13 protein-coding genes are annotated in these 19,039 nt (G+C 44.0%); 11 read left to right on the top strand and 2 right to left on the bottom strand.

Translation table 11 applies throughout. The features are described from left to right. Positions 1-221 precede the first annotated feature (221 nt). Entirely contained in the window at positions 222-560 is a 339-nt protein-coding gene (glnB, locus tag MO387_RS05780) for a nitrogen regulatory protein P-II (RefSeq protein WP_012088533.1), read from the top strand. A 186-nt stretch (positions 561-746) separates the two neighbouring features. Further along, positions 747-2,036: an NAD(P)/FAD-dependent oxidoreductase gene (locus MO387_RS05775; protein ID WP_107946758.1), complete on the top strand. Its 1,290-nt coding sequence runs from the start codon at positions 747-749 to the stop codon at positions 2,034-2,036. A gap of 50 nt (positions 2,037-2,086) precedes the next feature. On the opposite strand, the gene MO387_RS05770 is transcribed toward MO387_RS05775, so the two are convergent. Next, the gene (locus MO387_RS05770; RefSeq protein ID WP_107946759.1) at positions 2,087-3,103 is read right to left on the bottom strand and encodes a LacI family DNA-binding transcriptional regulator; all 1,017 of its coding nucleotides are present in this window, start codon (positions 3,101-3,103) and stop codon (positions 2,087-2,089) included. A gap of 429 nt (positions 3,104-3,532) precedes the next feature. Between MO387_RS05770 and MO387_RS05765 the strand changes: the two genes are divergently transcribed. The 3 genes from MO387_RS05765 to MO387_RS05755 all read left to right on the top strand — a co-directional run bounded on the left by MO387_RS05765 (position 3,533) and on the right by MO387_RS05755 (position 8,500). Then, the gene (locus MO387_RS05765; RefSeq protein WP_107946760.1) at positions 3,533-6,229 is read left to right on the top strand and encodes a TonB-dependent receptor; all 2,697 of its coding nucleotides are present in this window, start codon (positions 3,533-3,535) and stop codon (positions 6,227-6,229) included. Between the two features lie 61 nt (positions 6,230-6,290). Then, positions 6,291-7,820 (top strand): tryptophan halogenase family protein, encoded by a 1,530-nt coding sequence (locus MO387_RS05760; protein ID WP_107946761.1) that lies wholly within the window; start codon positions 6,291-6,293, stop codon positions 7,818-7,820. 26 nt (positions 7,821-7,846) lie between these two features. After that, positions 7,847-8,500: a putative 2OG-Fe(II) oxygenase gene (locus MO387_RS05755; RefSeq protein ID WP_107946762.1), complete on the top strand. Its 654-nt coding sequence runs from the start codon at positions 7,847-7,849 to the stop codon at positions 8,498-8,500. Between the two features lie 132 nt (positions 8,501-8,632). Here the strand turns inward: MO387_RS05755 and MO387_RS05750 are convergent, their stop codons facing one another. Continuing rightward, complete coding sequence (locus MO387_RS05750) at positions 8,633-9,544, bottom strand: sulfite exporter TauE/SafE family protein (RefSeq protein ID WP_107946763.1); 912 nt, start codon at positions 9,542-9,544, stop codon at positions 8,633-8,635. Between the two features lie 496 nt (positions 9,545-10,040). Between MO387_RS05750 and MO387_RS05745 the strand changes: the two genes are divergently transcribed. From MO387_RS05745 to nagA, 6 genes are all read left to right on the top strand, one after another. Beyond that, positions 10,041-11,111, top strand: coding sequence for a transporter substrate-binding domain-containing protein (locus MO387_RS05745; RefSeq protein WP_107946764.1), 1,071 nt, complete (start codon positions 10,041-10,043; stop codon positions 11,109-11,111). Next, on the top strand, positions 11,111-12,598 hold the full coding sequence (locus MO387_RS05740; RefSeq protein ID WP_107946765.1) for a methyl-accepting chemotaxis protein: 1,488 nt from the start codon (positions 11,111-11,113) through the stop codon (positions 12,596-12,598). The genes MO387_RS05745 and MO387_RS05740 overlap by 1 nt, the downstream gene beginning before the upstream one ends. A gap of 28 nt (positions 12,599-12,626) precedes the next feature. Beyond that, complete coding sequence (locus tag MO387_RS05735; protein WP_107946766.1) at positions 12,627-15,425, top strand: family 20 glycosylhydrolase; 2,799 nt, start codon at positions 12,627-12,629, stop codon at positions 15,423-15,425. Positions 15,426-15,648: 223 nt separating this feature from the next. Further along, the gene (locus MO387_RS05730) at positions 15,649-16,584 is read left to right on the top strand and encodes a BadF/BadG/BcrA/BcrD ATPase family protein (RefSeq protein ID WP_107946767.1); all 936 of its coding nucleotides are present in this window, start codon (positions 15,649-15,651) and stop codon (positions 16,582-16,584) included. A gap of 17 nt (positions 16,585-16,601) precedes the next feature. Next, complete coding sequence (locus tag MO387_RS05725; RefSeq protein ID WP_006084998.1) at positions 16,602-17,600, top strand: SIS domain-containing protein; 999 nt, start codon at positions 16,602-16,604, stop codon at positions 17,598-17,600. A gap of 175 nt (positions 17,601-17,775) precedes the next feature. Then, positions 17,776-18,912, top strand: coding sequence for an N-acetylglucosamine-6-phosphate deacetylase (gene nagA, locus MO387_RS05720; protein ID WP_107946768.1), 1,137 nt, complete (start codon positions 17,776-17,778; stop codon positions 18,910-18,912). Positions 18,913-19,039 lie beyond the last annotated feature (127 nt).

The raw sequence follows: 19,039 nt of genomic DNA, 5'->3' as shown, positions 1-19,039 counted from the left end.
TTTGCGCTTGCATCCCGCGAGCGAGTTTTGGCTAGAATGTAAGTATAAAGTCTGGCGCTATACTCATAGTGCTTTTTTTAGACTTTTATGTGCTAAAAGCGATTTTGTAGAAACTGTGTTTTATGAGTAAAGCACTACATTCACTTCAATATTAACCTAACCCCGTGTAAGCTAGTGTTATTCTGTTTGTTTATGTTATTGCAAGGGATGAGGAATTTTTAATGAAAAAAGTTGAAGCCATTATTAAGCCATTTAAATTAGACGACGTAAGAGAATCCCTTGCTGAGATTGGCATTACAGGTATGACGGTTTCTGAGGTCAAGGGTTTTGGTCGTCAGAAAGGGCATACAGAGCTCTATCGTGGCGCTGAATACATGGTGGATTTTCTGCCAAAAGTGAAAATAGAATTAGTGATCCAGGATGATCTGCTCGACCAAGCTATTGATGTGATCGTTGAAACTGCCCGCACAGGCAAAATTGGTGATGGCAAAATTTTTGTCACTGATGTTGAACGTGTTATCCGTATTCGAACTGGTGAAGAAAACGAAGAAGCGGTATAAACTGCTGACTAACGAATCTAAAGGGCCTAGTGGCCCTTTTTTGTTGGTTAAGCTGATGGAAGTACTGCTGAGTTTCTGAAATATCTTTAATGCAAAATCGTTAGTTTTACTGAACTAATGTAGTTATCTCTTATCTGTAACATGGTATAACTGAGCCTCGCAAATGAGTTTTATGAGGTTGTCATTTTGGCTACAAAAAGAATAGTGATCGTGGGTGGTGGTGCTGCAGGTTTAGCACTTGCCTCTAAGTTGGGCCGTAAATGGGGCGGTAGTGATGTCGTCGATGTGTGCTTAATTGACCGAAGTCCTATTCATATTTGGAAGCCTAAATTACACGAAGTTGCTGTTGGCGTGATCGACCAATCTATTGAAGGTTTACTCTACCGCGATCACGGGCTTAAAAATGGTTACCGCTATATTCGTGGTGAGATAGAGCAGTGCGACCCTGACGCAAAATTGATTCAGTTAGCCGCCGTCTATAATGATGAAGGCGAGATACTGTTAGATCAGCGACAAATCGATTATGATTTTTTAGTCCTCGCACTTGGTGGTGTTTCTAATAGTTTCAATACATTAGGAGCTGATGAACACTGCATCTTCTTAGATAGCCTTGAAAATGCCAACCTATTCCATCATAAATTACTCGACGCATTACTTCAATTAAACGAAACACAAGAAAGAGTCAGTATTGGCATTGTTGGTGCTGGTGCGACCGGTGTTGAATTAGCGGCAGAACTTCATCATGTGATTGAATCTGTTAAAGAGTATGGCTATCTGAACATTGCTAAACATCACCTTGATGTGCATTTGATTGAAGCATCACCCAAAATTCTCCCCCAATTGCCTGAGCGTGTGAGTGCTAGGGCTCAGTCTGTTCTTGATAAAATAGGTATACGTTTACATATCGGTGTTCAAGTTAAAGAAGTGACTCGTGATGGTTTTATCACTCAAGATGGTGATGTCATTAAAGCGGGCTTAAAAGTTTGGGCGGCAGGTGTAAAAGGGCCGAAAGCGTTTCAGAATTTTACTAAATTGCCCATTACGCCGCGAAATCAAGTAGAAGTTGATGATTGTATGCGAGTTAAAGGTCATCAAGATATTTATGCCCTCGGTGATTGCGCCTTATTGATCCAAAGTTCCGGTCAGCCTGTCCCACCAAGGGCGCAAGCTGCAGCCCAGATGGCTGATACCTTGTTTGATAATATCGTTAATCGGTTACAAGGTAAGCCTGAAAAGGCTTTTGTTTATAAAGATTACGGCTCATTAGTGTCATTAAGCCGCTTCTCTGCAGTAGGCAATTTGATGGGAAACCTACGTTCTGGCACTTTCTTTGTAGAAGGGCATATTGCAAGATTGATGTATATATCTTTGTATCAAAGGCATTTAGCCAGTCTTTATGGTTGGTTTTCGGCAATTGTGTATCGAGTGGCGCAAAAATTATTGAAATGGCAGCGGCCAAAACTTAAATTACATTAATATCTATGTAATATAATATGACTAAAAGAGAGCAAATATGCTCTCTTTTTTTATGGTTTAGGAATAGCCGACGAGTCGCGAATGATAGGTTCAGGCGTAAAAGTCTTAGAATATATCGCATCTTGCTCGCGACGTTTTGCGATTAATAATTCCGTTGCGACTTGCGCTATTTCTGCGTTTGGCTGATGTACTGTGGTCAGTTTAGGCCAAGTTTGACGTGAGAATGGGCTATCTTCGAAACCGACAATCGATAAGTCTACTGGGATATCTAAACCCGCTAAACGAGCAGCAAAAAGTGCACCAGCGGCAATTTCATCGTTACAAGCCACAATCGCAGTCGGACGATGTTTTAGTTTAATAAGCTTATTCGCACCGTCAACACCAGACTCAAATGAGTACTTCCCTTCAATTATGTAGTTTTCATTCAGTTTTAGGCCATTTATTGTTAATGCTTGTTTAAAACCAAGTAACCGTTCTTTGGTGGATTCATGGTGTAAATCCCCACTTAAAAAAGCAATATGCTTGTGGCCTAAGTCAATCAGATGCTGGGTGATTTCAACTGCACCAAATTTATCGTTGACTAAAATAGTCAATCCATTCTGATCGTTGTCCTTTTCACCTGCAATAATGCGCACATAGTTAGCATCAATCTCAGTAAGCGCTTTGAGTACTTTCGGATCTTCTGACAAGGGAGGCGTCAGTACTAATCCCGCTAGCCTAGAATATTTGACTAGTGCAGTAAGCTCATCACAAATGGTCTCTGATTTGGCATTGCAAGGATGGATGACAAGTTCATAGCCCTTGTCTTTACAGGCTGCCAAGATCCCATTTTGCATATCAATAATGTAGTAAGCGTTTGGATTATCGTAAATAAAACCAATAGCATAGGATTTAGTGCCCGCGAGGTTTCTCGCCGCTAAATTCGGTTGGTAGTTAAGTGCTTTTATCGCCTCATTCACTTTGTCAACTGTGGCCTGCTTCACTGAAGGTTCGTTATTGGTGACACGGGATACTGTCTTGATAGACACTCCAGCATATTTAGCTACGTCGTTGATAGTGACTTTCATTGATGTAAAAACTCTTTGTCTAAGGTCGCGAAGGGTTAACTGTTCTATGAACGTAAATTCTTTGCCAGCAATTTACAAGCTTACATTTTTATCAGTATTTTCTTACTTATACGTCTTATAGTGCGAGCTTTTGATGTGCTTAGCAATCCTGAATTGTTACAAATTGGCGTTAATTTATCGTTGTTACAATTATGCTGAGAGTTGTAAATTTACGTCATAATATTAAAGCTCATGTTTTATAATGATTTTTAATGAAACTACTGATTCAAAATTCTGCTTTATGATATTTTTTTTGCTTCCATCGTTATTTTGTTGTGGCAAGGCTGTTAATTATTGTGTAATGTTTGCACTAGACATGACAGCGTTGTCATTCCATCGGGAATGGTTATGAATACTAAAACGATAATAAAGTTATGGAAGGGAAACGAGATGCGACCATCTACCTTTAAGAAAACTGTACTAGCAACAAATATTGCTGTCCTACTCGGCAGTGCTGTATCCATCAGCGCTGTCGCTGCAGATGCAGCGGCAACCGCCGCCGTACCTGAAAATATTGAAAAAATTGAAGTTCGCGGTATTCGCGCTTCAAATAAAGCCAATATCAATGAAAAACGATTTTCTAACGCAGTAGTGGATGCTGTTACTGCGGAAGATATTGGTAAATTTCCTGATTCTGATGTTGGCCAAGCTCTCGGTCGCGTCCCTGGCGTAACTGTGGGTCGTACATTTGGGCAAGGTAGTTCAGTTTCTATCCGTGGTACCGATCCTTTAATGACTCTCACCACCTTAAATGGCCAGAACGTAGCGTCTACTGGTTGGTACGATCAAATGAACGTCGACCGTTCGTTCAACTATTCTATGTTACCTTCTGAACTGATTGGTGGCATGGAAGTGTACAAGTCCACTCAAGCCAACCTTGTTGAAGGTGGTATCGGTGGTACTGTTATCGTTAAAACCCGTAAGCCTCTAGATATGGATGCTAATTCTGTATTTGTTTCTGCAAAGGGCGAATATGGAACTGTAAATGAAGATGTAGCACCTGAATTATCAGGTTTGTATAGCTGGAAAAATGATGACGAGACATTTGGTGTTTTAGTTGCGGGTTCATATATTGACCGTGAGTATTTACGGACTGGTACTGAAGCGGATTTAGATTGGGGTGGACGTTCTTCTGTTCAGCCATCTAGTTTCTTGCAGCAGCAAGAGCGAACTGCGCTAGATGCAACACTACAATTCAGACCAACGGATAATTTAGAATTAGGTGCGCACGTACTATCACTGAAACTCGGTGCTGATAGTATTGGCGCTAACATGTATATTGAAACTGATACAAACTGGGCTGGCGCCCCTAAAGATGGCACCGCTGGACCCGGTAATACAACTAATCCTTCAGCATGTAAACAATTCAATGCTGCTGGTGTTTGTACGTTAAGTGTCACACCTGAAAATGCGCCATCAGATGTGTTCTTCCAAAACTGGGCGCGTAAAGGTGAGATGACGTCAGATACCTTTGAGTTGAACGCTGACTATAAAGGTGATGGTTTCGCAATTTCAGGTGTTGCAGGAAAGACAAAAGCTGAAGGTGGTACTCAAATGAGTGCTAACTTTGGTTATGGTTGGTGGGGTGATAAATTTGGTCAAGTTAAGTGGGCTGGCACTGTAGATGCTACAGGTAAACAGGTAGATATTAATGGTCGTGATATGGGCTTTACCCAAGACCAATTAGATACAACTGTGAGTACATCAACTTGGACGGGGATTAAAGGACCTAACTCTGACGAAGAAACTTATTTTCAGTTAGATGTTGATTTTGACCTTGACCTAGGTGTTATCAATAAGTTCGAAACAGGTGTTCGTTACACACAACATGAGTTTGAGAAAAGTGAATACCGCGCCATCTATGATCCAACCAAAACAAATGAATTTAAAACTTCAGACCTTTACAGTGGCACAATGAAGTTAGGTTATGACGGTTGGACGATTCCTAAAGCTGACCTAGACGCTATGATTAATGCCACAGAGTCTCTGGTTGATCAATTTGCCTACAGCCGCTCAGCCTATGGTTTAATCGAAGAAGACAACCTATCTATGTATGGTATGTTCTCGTTTGATGGTGAAGGTTTCCGCGGTAACTTTGGTTTACGTTATATCCAGACTGATGTCACTTCGAGCGGTCATGTGATTGATAACTCACCAGCGGATATCTTAGCTGTTAACCAAGGTTGGAGTGAAGAGCTTCATAGCGTTAAAGACAGCTATAGTGATGTCTTACCGAGCTTCAACATTTCATTCGATTTAGCTCAGGATTTGATCTTACGTATGTCAGCAGGACAAGCTATTACTCGTCCTAACTATGATAATTTGTTCCTAGCAACTTTAACTGGATTCCCAGATGATCGTAAAGGGAATGAAGCTTTAACGAAAGGAACTCCAGGCTTAAAGCCGATGAAGTCCTCGCAGGCTGATTTGAGTCTTGAATATTACTATGGTGATGGCAATCTTGTTTCTGCTACATACTTTATAAAAGACATAAGCAATTTTATTGTCGCTTCGTCAGAGTTTAATCAATCCATTGGTATCATAAATAAGGATTTAGAGGTGCCAGCTGATAGTTGGACCGTTAATACCTATGAAAATGCTGGTGGTGGTGAGATCGATGGTGTCGAACTGCAGTTAAACCATGCATTTGATAACGGTTTCGGTGTTAATGCGAACTATACATATGCAGATGGTAGTGCACCTTCAGAAGTTTATACTGACAACATAGGTATGTTTACTGAGTCATCAAAGCATAGTGCTAACTTAGTTGGCTACTGGGAGAATGATGATTTCTCAGCACGTGCCGCTTATAACTGGCGTTCTGAGTACATGGTTCGTGAATATGGTAAGTATTACGGCAACCGTATGCATGATGCCTTTGGTACACTCGATGTGACTTTAGGTTGGAATGTGACAGAAGCTATTGCATTACGTCTTGAAATTGTTAACTTAACAGCTGAAGATGACGTTCAATATGGTGCTGCTGGCGTAGGTACTGAAGTTAAGCCTGCGCTTCAAGATGATTTCCCTGCTTGGTCATTTAAAGGCGAAACGACATATAAACTTGGTGCTAGCTTTGTATTCTAACACTTTGTTGTAATTCAAAAGCCCAGTCTTGACTGGGCTTTTTTATAGGTAAATAAACACAATGAAAATCAAACGTATTGCAATTATTGGAGGCGGAACAGCTGGATGGTTAGCTGCAAATCACCTTGGGGCTGAGTTGTGCCATGATCCTGAAATAGAGATTACTTTGATTGAGTCGTTAGATGTGCCAACAATCGGTGTCGGTGAAGGAAGTGTTCCATATCTAGCAAAGGGATTGAAGCGGTTTGGCATTTCCGAAGCAGAGCTATTGCTGGCTTGTGATGCGACTTTTAAGCAAGGAATCAAGTTTGTTAACTGGCTGGATCAAAACGTGCATGGAGACAACCATTACTATCATGCTTTCGATGCCCCTTACCCTGCAGGTATTGATGTCTCAAGTTACTGGGTTTCTCACGCTAGTCAACGTCCATTTGATGATGTTGGCATTCAGGCAAGGGTCTGTGACTTAGGTTTATCCCCTAAGCTAAAAGGCTCGGGAGACTATGATGGGGCCTTATCTTATGCCTATCATTTTAATGCATTAAAGTTTGCAGGTTTATTAGCAAAGAACGCACAAAAAAAGTTTAATGTTAAGCATCAATTTACCACTATTGTTGGAGTAGAGCAGGATCAAGTTGGACTAATTTCACATTTAATCACTGCTGACAATTCATCGTTAGCTTTTGATTTTTATGTGGATTGCAGTGGTTTTTCTTCAATCCTAATTGATAAAGCACTGAAAGTTCCTTTTGAAAGTAAATCAAGCGAGTTACTGACGGATACTGTTTTGGTGCAGCAAGTGTCTTTGAATACTAAAGAAAATATCAATCCCTATACAACTGCGACGGCTCATAAGGCAGGTTGGATATGGGATATTCCACTCACTACGCGTCGCGGAACTGGCTTTGTTTACTCAAGTCGGCATATGAGTGATGAGGAGGCTTTAACGTTATATGCTGATTACTTACAAGTCGATAAAGCTCAATTCAAGCCGCGGAAAATTCCGATGGAGATTGGTTATAGAAAGGAGTTCTGGCATAAAAACTGTGTTGCTTTAGGATTGGCCCAAGGCTTTGTTGAGCCACTTGAGGCGACATCTATATTAGTTTCCGATTTTTCTGCTGAGCTGTTAGCTCGTCACTTTCCTCGAACTATAGAGGATATTAGCGTCTCTACTTCATATTATAATAGTGTTATTACGTATGTTTGGGAGCGTGTTGTTGACTTCATTAAGTTGCACTATTGTATTTCTGACCGGAAAGACTCATCATTTTGGTTAGATAATAAAAAAGAGGATACTGTTTCATTTGAGTTAAAACAGCGTTTAGCTAGATTCAAATTACGTCCTCCGCATCAGTCTGACTTTTTTAGTCGTTTTGATTTATTTGATCATAAGAATTTTTTGTATGTTTTATATGGAATGAAATTTAAAACGAATCATTCAGCTTTATCTCAGCAAGAAATTACACATTGTGAGAAACTTTTCTCTGATAATGATCTCTTAGTTGGGCGAGCTGAAACCTTACTCTTAAATCATAGAGACTGGCTAGAAGGATTAATGCGAGCATTTGAAGCTAAGAATCTTAAATAACAAGACTTTGGTAATGAGGATGTAAAATGTTAGTGCCTGTATTTGAACAAGCTATTTGTGTGTTTGATTTCGACGAATATGATAGTTTTGAGGGGAAACGCGAAACATACTGTACACTTGAGTCTCTGTTTTCACTTCCTGCAGTGCTCAATGAAGGCAACGTTCCTGATGCGAAAGGTGGGCGGGCATTATCAACTGCACATCTTTATAAAAGCCATCCAATTCCACAATTATTAAACTTCAAAACTAATCCTTTAGGTGATTGGATTTTAAGACGTATATTTGAATCTGCTATTTTGTTAGGTTTTCAGAATACTCGAGATATTAAAAAGCTTAAGTATCACCGAACTTGGGCAAATAGGATGGAGTATAATTGTGATGCAATTGCCCATAGGCATGCAAATAACGACTGGACTATTCCTCATTTAGTTGCAATATATTATACCGATGTGCCAGATGAAAGTGCCGACTTGGTTTTTATTAATGATAAAGATAACAGCATTATGCGAGGTGAGCATTGTCACGAATACCCGGCTGAGAAGCAATATATTGTCAAATCAAAAACAGGTCGACTTGTGTGCCATGACGCAAGATTTTTACATGGAACAACTGTACACAAGAGCCACTTACCACGTACATGCTTAGTTATTGAAGTTGGCTTTCCACCATTAAATAAATAACGGTGTAATCAAACTTTATTTAATTTTATTATAGAAAGTAGTATTTAAAATAATGTAATTAAATTCTATCAGTAGGCATAGTGCTTTTTATTTAGTTTCATCGTCTATTTTAACTTTGTAGCATAAAAAATGTTACAGCATAACAACCCCCGTCAAAATGATCCAAATGGAGAAAAAGAGTTTTAATACTTTTACTGGGAGATATAGCGCTAATTTGCGAGCAAGTAATCCCCCGATAACGGCGCCCGGGCCTGCGAATAACACTAACTCAAAGAGGGCTTGGCTATTTGTTGAAAAGATATGAATAGGGCTTGCCGACCAAACGGTAATCGCAGAGACAACAACGCCGGTGGCGACTGCCATTTTGGCGCATAGTCCCCGTAACATCAGATAAATGACGACTAATTCTCCGACGCCTACCGATAACCAAGCTGTGATAATACCGCCGAAATAACCAATGAGAGCGAGCGATAGAAAATCAATCGGCATTATAGCGCGAGTTATTTGCGTGCTACTTTTGCTACTGAGAATGATGGCAATACCGAGTATTATCGAGAAAATGCTGAAACTTGTGTGTAGCGAAGAGGGCGAATTGAGCTGTAGTAATTGGCTACTCCAGAAACCTAAGACAGAAAAGAAGGCGGCAAGTAATGCTGCTTTCACAAAACCAGACCAGGCGGCATCTTCTCGGTGACGTTTTTGATAATGCAGTGACCATGAAATCGCGCCTGCTGTCATACCAAAGCATTGGATCATAAATGAAGTCGCGATGCTTTGAGACTCACTAAAGTTGAGGCTCGAAAAAACGGGAATAAAGATGACGCCACCGCCTGCTCCCGTCGCATTGGCAAATATCGCTCCTGTAATACCCAGAAAAATAAAGCGGCCATATTCTTGGATAAGATCAAATGGCGAATGAAAATGGCTCGCCCAAAATAACCAAGCTCCACAAAGTAGCAATATCAAACTGAGGTTTCGGTAGTGCCGAGTTAAGCGCGGAGCAGATTGGGTATTACTGGGCACTAATGTGTTATGGGGACTCATCGATAGCTACCGTGATCTTTGTAATGTTATCGCCATGTTACCAATGAAGAGCAACGTTGTCACATAAGCTCGAGTAAATAAATTAAACATTTTAAGTCATTGAATAATAATGACTAAGTATGTATTTTTATAAAAAATAACAATAATTGTCAAAAAAATGTAGAAATCCTGTTCTTTCTTGTGTACTTTAACAATGACAACGCTGTCATCTGCTTGTGTGATACGTTGTTTGTAAGGTCTGCATGAGAGGATGAGGTCTCCTTTTCATGTGTTTGGCAGGAGTATTGCTGTCGGGCGGCGATACGTTTGTCTTTGATATTTTGATAGTCTCTCCCCAGAAACTAGCGTGGGCTGGGTACTGTAAGCAGTGCCCAGCCATTTTTTTAGGGTGTTTTTACAATATGACTTAAATGCCTACCTCAGCATTTGAACGTTAGCGGCATAGATAAATAAAACTCACTGGTAAAAACCAGATAATAAAAAGAGGCTGCAATTTATGGCGATTCATTTAGCGGTTGCGATGCGCGTCATTGCGACGGGCATGACGAGTGTCATTCGTTATGTTTTTACACTAACGAGCACACTTATCACTAAACGAGCAGCTTGCTGGTCACTGTTTATCATGGCACTGACGGGGCTTTCAGCCTCATCCTTCGCTGTGTTTGCCGCCGATATTGCCTCAAGTCATTTTGCAGCTAATTCAAACTCAAACTCAAACTCTAATTCTGGTTCCTCTGAAGCCATTAAGTCTGACGTTTCTCACATTCAGGCGCCGATTTCAAAAATAATCGTCACCACCATACAGCAGACTTGGCAGCTAAATTTGCTTAAGGAAGCACTGCGCCGCTCGGATAGCGGCTATCAAGTGCAGCAAATGTCGACTCAGATGAATCAAAAACGCAAGGTCGAAGAAGCACTGGCTGGAACAGTCGATGTGTTTTGGAGCATGACCTCAAAAGAATTAGAAGAAACTGTGCTACCCGTGCGCATTCCATTGTTTAAAGGATTACTCGGTAATCGACTGCTGATTATCCGCAAAGCGGATGAAACGCGATTTGCAAATGTGAAAACCATGGCGGATTTTAGGCAGTTAAAGGCGGGGCAAAATCGTTATTGGCCCGATGCCACGATTTTAGAAGCCAATGGATTACCCGTCGTGACGAGTTATCAGTACACCAATTTATACCCCATGTTAGAAGGTGGGCGTTTTGATTATCTTGCCCTCGGCGCCCAGGAAATTGGTGAAGAACTTGCTAGTCACCCCGATCCCGCACTTAAGGTTGATAGCCATATTCTGCTGCAATATCGCTCGCCGGCTTATTTCTTTGTGTCCCCTAAGCGCCCCGAACTTGCGGCGGCCATTTTAGCAGGGCTTGAAAGTATGGTAAGCGACGGCTCTTTTGCTGAGATGTTCAATCGCGAGCTAAAAATTGAGCAACTGTACCGCGAGGCAAAGTTTGAACAAAGGGTCATTATCCGCCTCGATACGCCTGATTTAAGTCCGTTAACGCCAATAGAACGCAAAGAATTATGGTTAGATCTCTTTAGTATGGAAGGTGCAAAATAATGAAAACATTAGCCTTAAAAGTACAGATTGGATTAGCAGCAGCGATTTTTATGATAGTCAGCGTGTTGTTCGGCGCATCTTATTGGTTGGCGAGCGATAAATTGGCCGCCAGTGAAACTGAGTTTGAAGACAATACCGTCGCCAATTTGCAAGTCACTATGGCGCAGCCCATCTTCACCTACGATTATGAACAAATCCAAGCCGTGTTGTCTGTCATGCTTAAATCTGCGCAGATTTATCATATCGTGGTGAGCGACCATCGCGGTAAAGTGTTAGCCGAGAGTCAACAGGCTCAAACGGTGGCCGATGAGTATCTGGTAAAACGTGAAATTCACTTTGCTGACCAAGGTAATCCGACGGGCCAATTGGCCATCCAGTTTTCAATGTTGCCCATTCGCGCTCAGTTGTCAGATTTACTCTTAGGTTATTTCTTGCAGGCGCTGTTAATTCTCGGTGGCAGTTTAATTGTTATCTTTATCATTCTTAAACGTTTAGTGATTAATCCACTGGAGAATGTTGTCCGCGCCATGGAAGAAATTGCCAGCGGTGACGGTGATTTATGCCACAGATTACCGGTTGAGAGTCAGGATGAGATTGGTCAGCTTGCCAAGGCATTTAATGGTTTTGTAGAGCAAATTCACGCCACGATTTCCAGAGTGCACGAAACCTCAGGGCAATTACTGGGCGATGCCAAAGCGCTTGGTTCACTGTCGCAAACCAACAATGATCGCGTGCAAACCCAACTAAAAGAAACCGAGGCCGCAGTGACGGCTGTAACTCAGCTAAGTGCCAGTGCTAACGAAGTTGCGATTAATGCCAAGCGCACCGCGGATGCGGCGAGTCAGGCCGATAAAGCGGTCGATGACAGTCAGCGTCAGTTTGATTCGGGATTAGACATTACCCGCAAGCTGGCATCTGAATTAGCTCGCTCGGCATTGTCCGTCTCACAGTTACAGCAAGAAACCCAAAAAATTGATGAAGTGGTTGTGGTGATCAACAGTATTGCCGAGCAAACCAACTTACTGGCGCTTAATGCTGCCATTGAAGCGGCAAGGGCGGGTGAACAAGGGCGCGGTTTTGCTGTGGTTGCCGACGAAGTGCGCACGCTGGCGAGCCGAACCCAACATGCCACCGGTGAAATACAGAAAATGATCCAGCAGGTTCAGAGCCGAGTGGCAGAAACTGTCACTGTGATGCAAGCGAGCCAAGCCCTTTCAACTCAAGGCGTGAACCGCTCGGAAGAAATTAAGTTAGTACTCACTAAAGTGACTGATTTAGTCTCAAATATCAGTAATATGAACATCGAAGTTTCCCATGCGGCGCAGGAGCAAACCTGCGTCACCGAAGCGATTTCTCGTACGTTAAATGATCTTGCCAATGTCTCAGGTTCAGCCTCCCTCGATAGCGAGCACTTAGCGCACTCGAGCGAGCGACTGTTTCACCAAGGGGAAAGACTGCGGACGTTAGTAACTTCCTTCAGATTGTAGCCATTTCTGGAGCTAGATAAGGATAATCATGAATAAAACACTTTCAGCAAGCGCCATTTTACTGGCTTTAGGATTAGCGGCCTGTACCGAGGCGCCTGTGACGCCTTCCGCAGCGTCAGCCGATAAGGCTGTGGCTCAAACACAGCAAGCTCAGGACGCATTAACTCAAGCGCAGTTACAACAACTCGGGGATTCGTTAGTCGTAACTTATCGTGTTGTGACCAATGTGCCAGACGATAAGTGCCTAAAAGATAAAGCCGATGGCCGCTGTTTTGTCGCTCAAATTGATTTCGTGCCCGGTATGGATTTAGTCAGCCAGGATTGGGAAATTTATTTAAGCCAAATGCGCCCAGTGCAATCGGTTGAAAGCGGTGAGTTGACGATAACGCACGTTAAAGGCGATTTACATCGTATTACGCCAACGGCTGCTTTTAAGGGATTTGTTAAGGGCGAGAAAAAGCAACTAACGTTCCGTGGTGAGCCGTGGCAATTGGCTGAAACCGACGCTATGCCAAACTATTACCTCGCAGCAAAAGGATTAGAACCCGTCATTATCGCCAGCACTCAGGTAGGGAAAGATGTCGAAACGGGTTTAGAGACGCGTCCGTATGTTGAAGGGTTTACGAATTTTAAAACCCAATATCAACGCACTGAAACGGATAAACTCGCGCCAGCCGATGCCGCGCAATTATTTAAAGACAATCAAAGCGTGAGTGAAGATGCCGCCTTGGCTGTGGATACCATTATCCCAAAGCCACAAAAGGTGAAGATAAATTCAACTGATACACCAGTATCGCTTGCTGGTGGTATTAAGCTCGAATATCAGCAAGATAACCCAGAGCAAAAGAGTCAAGTTGCGGCGGCGGTGGCACGTTTAGCTCGCCTGGGGGTGGCTGAATCTGCGAGTGGCATGACGGTGAAATTTGCCAGCCAAAAAGGGGATGAGGGCAGTTATCGCTTAGATATTCAGCCAACTGAAATTGTGATCGCTGCCAATGATGCGGCGGGCTTCTCTTACGGTTTGTCATCATTAGCAAGCCTTGTGGATGTGAATTCGCTGAAAGTGAATGCCATGACCATTGAAGACAGCCCACGTTATCCGTTCCGTGGTATGCACATTGATGTGGCACGTAATTTCCACAGCAAACAATTGTTGCTGGATTTGCTTGACCAAATGGCGGCTTATAAGCTCAATAAACTGCATTTACACATGGCTGACGATGAAGGTTGGCGACTCGAAATCGACGGGCTACCTGAGCTGACCGACATCGGTAGTAAACGTTGCCATGATTTAGATGAAAATACCTGCTTATTACCGCAGTTAGGCAGTGGACCGTTTGGCGATACAAGCGTCAATGGCTATTACACCAAACAAGACTATATCGACATAGTGAAATATGCCGAGGAGCGTCAAATTCAGGTGATCCCGTCGATGGACATGCCGGGTCATAGCCGCGCCGCGATTAAAGCGATGGATGCGCGTTTTCGTCGATTACAGGCTGAAGACGTAGAGCTTCAAAACACGGGCAAAGTGCAGGTTGTCCCTGTGCAGGAAACGGTAAATCAAGCTAGCACAGCGGTAAAAGCGTTAGATGCGGGCGCTCGTCAATTGCAAGCTGAAGGGAAAACCACTGCAGCTGAGCAATATTTGTTATCCGATGCAAACGACAAAACGGTTTATTCTTCAGTGCAATATTACGACGATAATACGCTTAACGTGTGCATGGAATCGACCTATCAGTTTGTCGATAAGGTGATTGATGAAATAGCCAAGTTACACCAAGCCGCGGGTCAACCATTGACGCGTTACCACATTGGTGCCGATGAAACGGCGGGAGCTTGGAAACAATCACCCCAGTGTTTAGCATTTGTCGCCAATAACGATAAAGGTGTTAAGTCGATAGATGACTTAGGCGCTTATTTTATTGAACGAATTTCGACTATGTTAGCGGCAAAAGGCATTGAAGCTGCGGGGTGGAGCGATGGCATGAGTCATGTTCGTCCTGAGAAAATGCCCGCTAAAGTGCAGTCTAATATTTGGGATGTGATTGCCCATAAAGGTCATGAGCGCGCCAATCAACAGGCGAATCTTGGTTGGGAAACCGTGCTCTCTAATCCTGAGGTGCTGTACTTTGACTTCCCCTATGAGGCCGATCCCAAGGAGCATGGCTATTACTGGGCGAGCCGCGCGACCAACAGCCATAAAGTCTTTAGCTTTATGCCAGATAACTTGGCCGCCAATGCCGAGCAATGGACCGATATTCAAAATCAGCCGTTCGAAGCGGACGACAGAATAAAACTTGATGAGGCGGGTAACAAAGTCTCGGGCCCAAGGGAGAAAGGCAAACCTTTTACTGGCTTGCAAGGGCAGGTTTGGAGTGAGTCGATTCGCAGTGACGATACGATCGAATACATGGTGTTCCCGCGTTTATTGATGTTGGCTGAGCGTGCTTGGCATCAAGCTGCATGGGAAGTGCCTTATCAATATCAAGGCGCTGTGTATAACCAAAGCTCGGGTGCTTTTACCTTAACCATGCGTGATGCACAGGCAAAGGATTGGCAACAACTCGCGAATACTTTAGGCCACAAAGAGTTTATTAAGTTAGATAAAGCGGGGATTGATTATCGCGTACCGACGGTCGGCGCCGAGATCCGTGACGGTAAACTGTTTGCTAATATCGCCTATCCCGGGCTCAAACTTGAATACCGAAGTCTAAATGGCCAATGGCAAGCTTATCAAGTGGGATTGGCGGTCACTGCACCGATTGAGGTCCGCGCCATAGCTGCCGATGGTATTCGTAAAGGCCGAAGTTTAATCGTTAACTAAATCGATTTTTATATCTGGCTGTATTTTAAAGATAAAATACAGCCTTTTTGTTTTTCTGTGTCAGTGATTGCCTAAATTTGATTTTAGATCATAAATCACTTAAAAAAGTAAATGACAACGCTGTCATTCTTGCTGTAACATTGAGTTAACTAAAGTTGAGCGCTGTATTAACGGCAAATAATAAGCAACGGTAGCGCTGCATTGATAGGTGAAGAGGGGTGTCATGGGGTTAGTCCAGACAAAAGATCAACAACTGTTTATAGGTGTAGATGGCGGCGGCAGTAAATGTCGAGCCACCATCTACTGCGCAGACGGTACCGTTTTAGGGACAGGTGTTGCAGGACGTGCAAATCCACTGCATGGTCTCACACAAACATTTGAATCCATTGAAGCATCGACTCGCCTGGCGTTGCTGGATGCGGGCATGAACGAGAGCGATAGTCACTTGCTGGTGGCGGGTCTTGGTCTTGCTGGCGTAAATGTCCCTAGGTTATATCAAGACGTGATCAACTGGCAGCATCCTTTTGCGGCCATGTATGTCACCACAGATCTGCATACCGCTTGTATTGGTGCACACCGCGGTGCCGATGGTGCTGTGATCATCACGGGCACAGGTTCTTGCGGTTATGCCCATGTTGGTGATACCAGCTTGAGTATTGGCGGTTATGGTTTTGCATTAGGTGATAAGGGCAGCGGTGCTTGGCTGGGATTAAAAGCCGCCGAACACGTGTTGTTAGCACTCGATGGCTTTGCCGTACCAACCCGATTAACCGGTATGCTGCTGAGCTACTTTAACGTCACCGATGCGCTCGGCATTGTCGAAAATCTAGCCGGTAAATCATCAAGTTGCTATGCCGCATTAGCCAGAAGTGTGCTCGATTGCGCCAATGAAGGTGACGCAGTCGCGACGGCCATAGTGCAAGAAGGCGCAGATTATATTAGCGACATGGCGCGTAAGCTATTTAGCCTAAATCCGGTGCGTTTTTCGATGATCGGTGGCCTTGCAGAGCCTTTACAAGCCTGGCTCGGTACCGATGTGGTCGCCAAAATTTCAGAAACCTTAGCACCACCCGAACTCGGTGCTATGTATTTCGCCCAGCAAGAATTTAATAAGTCGTTGTCAGTGCAAATAGGCACTGAAGCCAAATCCTGTATTTGAACGTGAAGGTAAAAGACATGACAAACACTATTATGGAGCAAGAAGCTCGCACCGCACCGCAAAAAATCGCTGGCCAGTTAGAAGCTAACGCTGAAATCATGCAGCAGTTAGGTGAAAAGCTGCGCGCCTTCGATCCCCGTTTTGTAATGATCGTTGGTCGTGGTTCATCGGATCATGCGGGTGTTTTTGCTAAGTACTTATTTGAAATCGAAGCGGGCGTACCGACGTTTGCCGCCGCCCCTTCAGTGGCGAGTGTGTATGGTAAGACCTTGAAACTCGAAGGCGCATTAGTGATTGTTATTTCACAATCTGGCCGTAGCCCTGATATTTTGGCGCAGGCGCGTATGGCAAAAAATGCTGGCGCTTTTTGTGTTGCCTTAGTCAATGATGAAACCGCACCGATTAAAGATATCGTTGATGTTGTTGTGCCTTTACGTGCCGGCGAAGAAAAAGCGGTTGCCGCGACTAAGAGTTACCTCGCAACGTTGTCAGCGATTTTACAGCTTGCCGCCGCTTGGACTCAAAGCGAATCGCTTGCTAGCGCCGTCGCTTCTTTACCCCAAGCGCTGCAAACGGCGGTGGACGCTGAGCCACAACTCACGCCAGAATCCGTTGCCGACGTGAAGAACTTAGTCGTACTTGGCCGTGGTTTAGGTTATGCGGTATCTAAGGAAATCGCGCTTAAGTTAAAAGAAGTGTGTTCAATCCATGCTGAAGCGTTCAGCAGCGCTGAGTTCCTCCACGGTCCTGTGACCTTAGTTGAGAAAAAACTCACTATCGTTGATGTGTGTATTGGCGATGAATCTTACGCTAGCCACATCGAACAGATTGAAAATGTGAGCCAACGCGGCGCCGATTTAGTGCATCTGAATCAAACCTCTACTGACATTCACCCACGTGTGGCGCCGTTAGCGTTATTACAACGTTTCTATATCGACGTGGCTGCGGTTGCGATTGCCCGCGGTATTGATCCCGATCAACCTGCTGGCCTTAAAAAAGTGACCCAAACGCTCTAAGCCGCCGAGCTTTAAGCGGCCAACGTTTTAGAGGTTTAGGTGCTGCGGATTAGACTTAGCGGACTTTTAGCTGCACGATTAAGCAGCTGCATGATTAAACCTGTTCAGCTAAGCCCGCGCAGTAACTTAATTTAAGACCTAAGTCACTCGTGTTATTTATTGAAAGAGGTTTGCGATGAAAATTACCTTGATCGCCGAGCGTATTTTTGATGGTGAATATTTCCATCAAGATGTGCCTGTAACTGTTGAAGACGGGCACATTCTGGCGTTTGATACGGTTGTTGGCGCGAAGGAAATCCGCCAAGTCGGAACGCTGGTGCCAGGTTTTATCGATGTACAAGTGAACGGTGGCGGCGGGGCGTTATTCAATGCCGATCCGAGTGTTAATTGCATTGAAACTATCGGCCGTGCCCATGCGCGATTTGGCACGACCGGATTTTTACCTACGCTTATCACCGATAATGTCAGCGTGATGGCCAATGCGGCCGATGCAGTGGCCGAGGCTTTAGTCAAAGGTAGCGCTGGCGTTTTAGGGGTGCATTTTGAAGGGCCACATTTATCTGTGCCTAAAAAAGGCGTGCATCCGCAGGGTTTTATTCGCGAAATAACCGATGCTGAACTCGCGGTATTTTGTCGTCAAGATCTGGGGATTAAAGTCGTCACGCTTGCGCCTGAGAATGTGTCGCCAGAGGTGATCCGCACGCTCGTTGCTTCGGGCGTTAAGGTGTGTTTGGGCCATTCTAATGCCGACTACGATACTGTTGTTGCGGCATTAGCGGCAGGCGCGACGGGCTTTACGCATCTTTATAATGCGATGTCGCCACTGGGTTCCCGTGAGCCGGGCATGGTTGGTGCGGCGATTGAGAGTGAAACCGCTTGGTGTGGTTTGATTGTCGATGGTCACCATGTGCACCCTGCGGCGGCAAAGGTTGCACTACGGGCAAAACCGAGGGGCAAGATAATGTTAGTCACCGATGCTATGCCGCCTGTTGGTATGGAGGATGAGACTAGCTTCGAGCTCTTTGGTACTCGAGTGTTAAGAGTCGGCGACAGATTAAATGCTGTGACAGGTGAGCTGGCGGGCTGTGTGCTCGATATGGCAACTGCGGTCAATAATACTGTGAACTTGTTGGGTTTACCTTTGGCGGAAGCCTTAAGAATGGCGGCGTTATATCCCGCGCAATTCCTCGGGATTGACCATAAGGCTGGCCGTTTAGCACTGGGACACAGGGCTGACTTTGTCTTGCTCGATGCGCAGAACAAAGTGCAGGCAAACTACATTGCGGGACAAGCCGTTTATGCACACCCTTAAATTGCATTTGTAGTTTAGGTGATTTTTAACATCTGGCCCTTGTCGTATTTTGATGACAGGGGCTAAGTTTTTTATTGTACAGCACTAATTTTAAACAGTATTAGTTTTGCTCAACTTTTATAAAAGC

This window comes from Shewanella sp. N2AIL (assembly GCF_022690845.1).
Lineage (GTDB): Bacteria > Pseudomonadota > Gammaproteobacteria > Enterobacterales > Shewanellaceae > Shewanella > Shewanella baltica.
The sequence above is the reverse complement of the archived record's forward strand: the minus strand, read 5'-3'. Positions and strand labels throughout refer to the sequence as shown.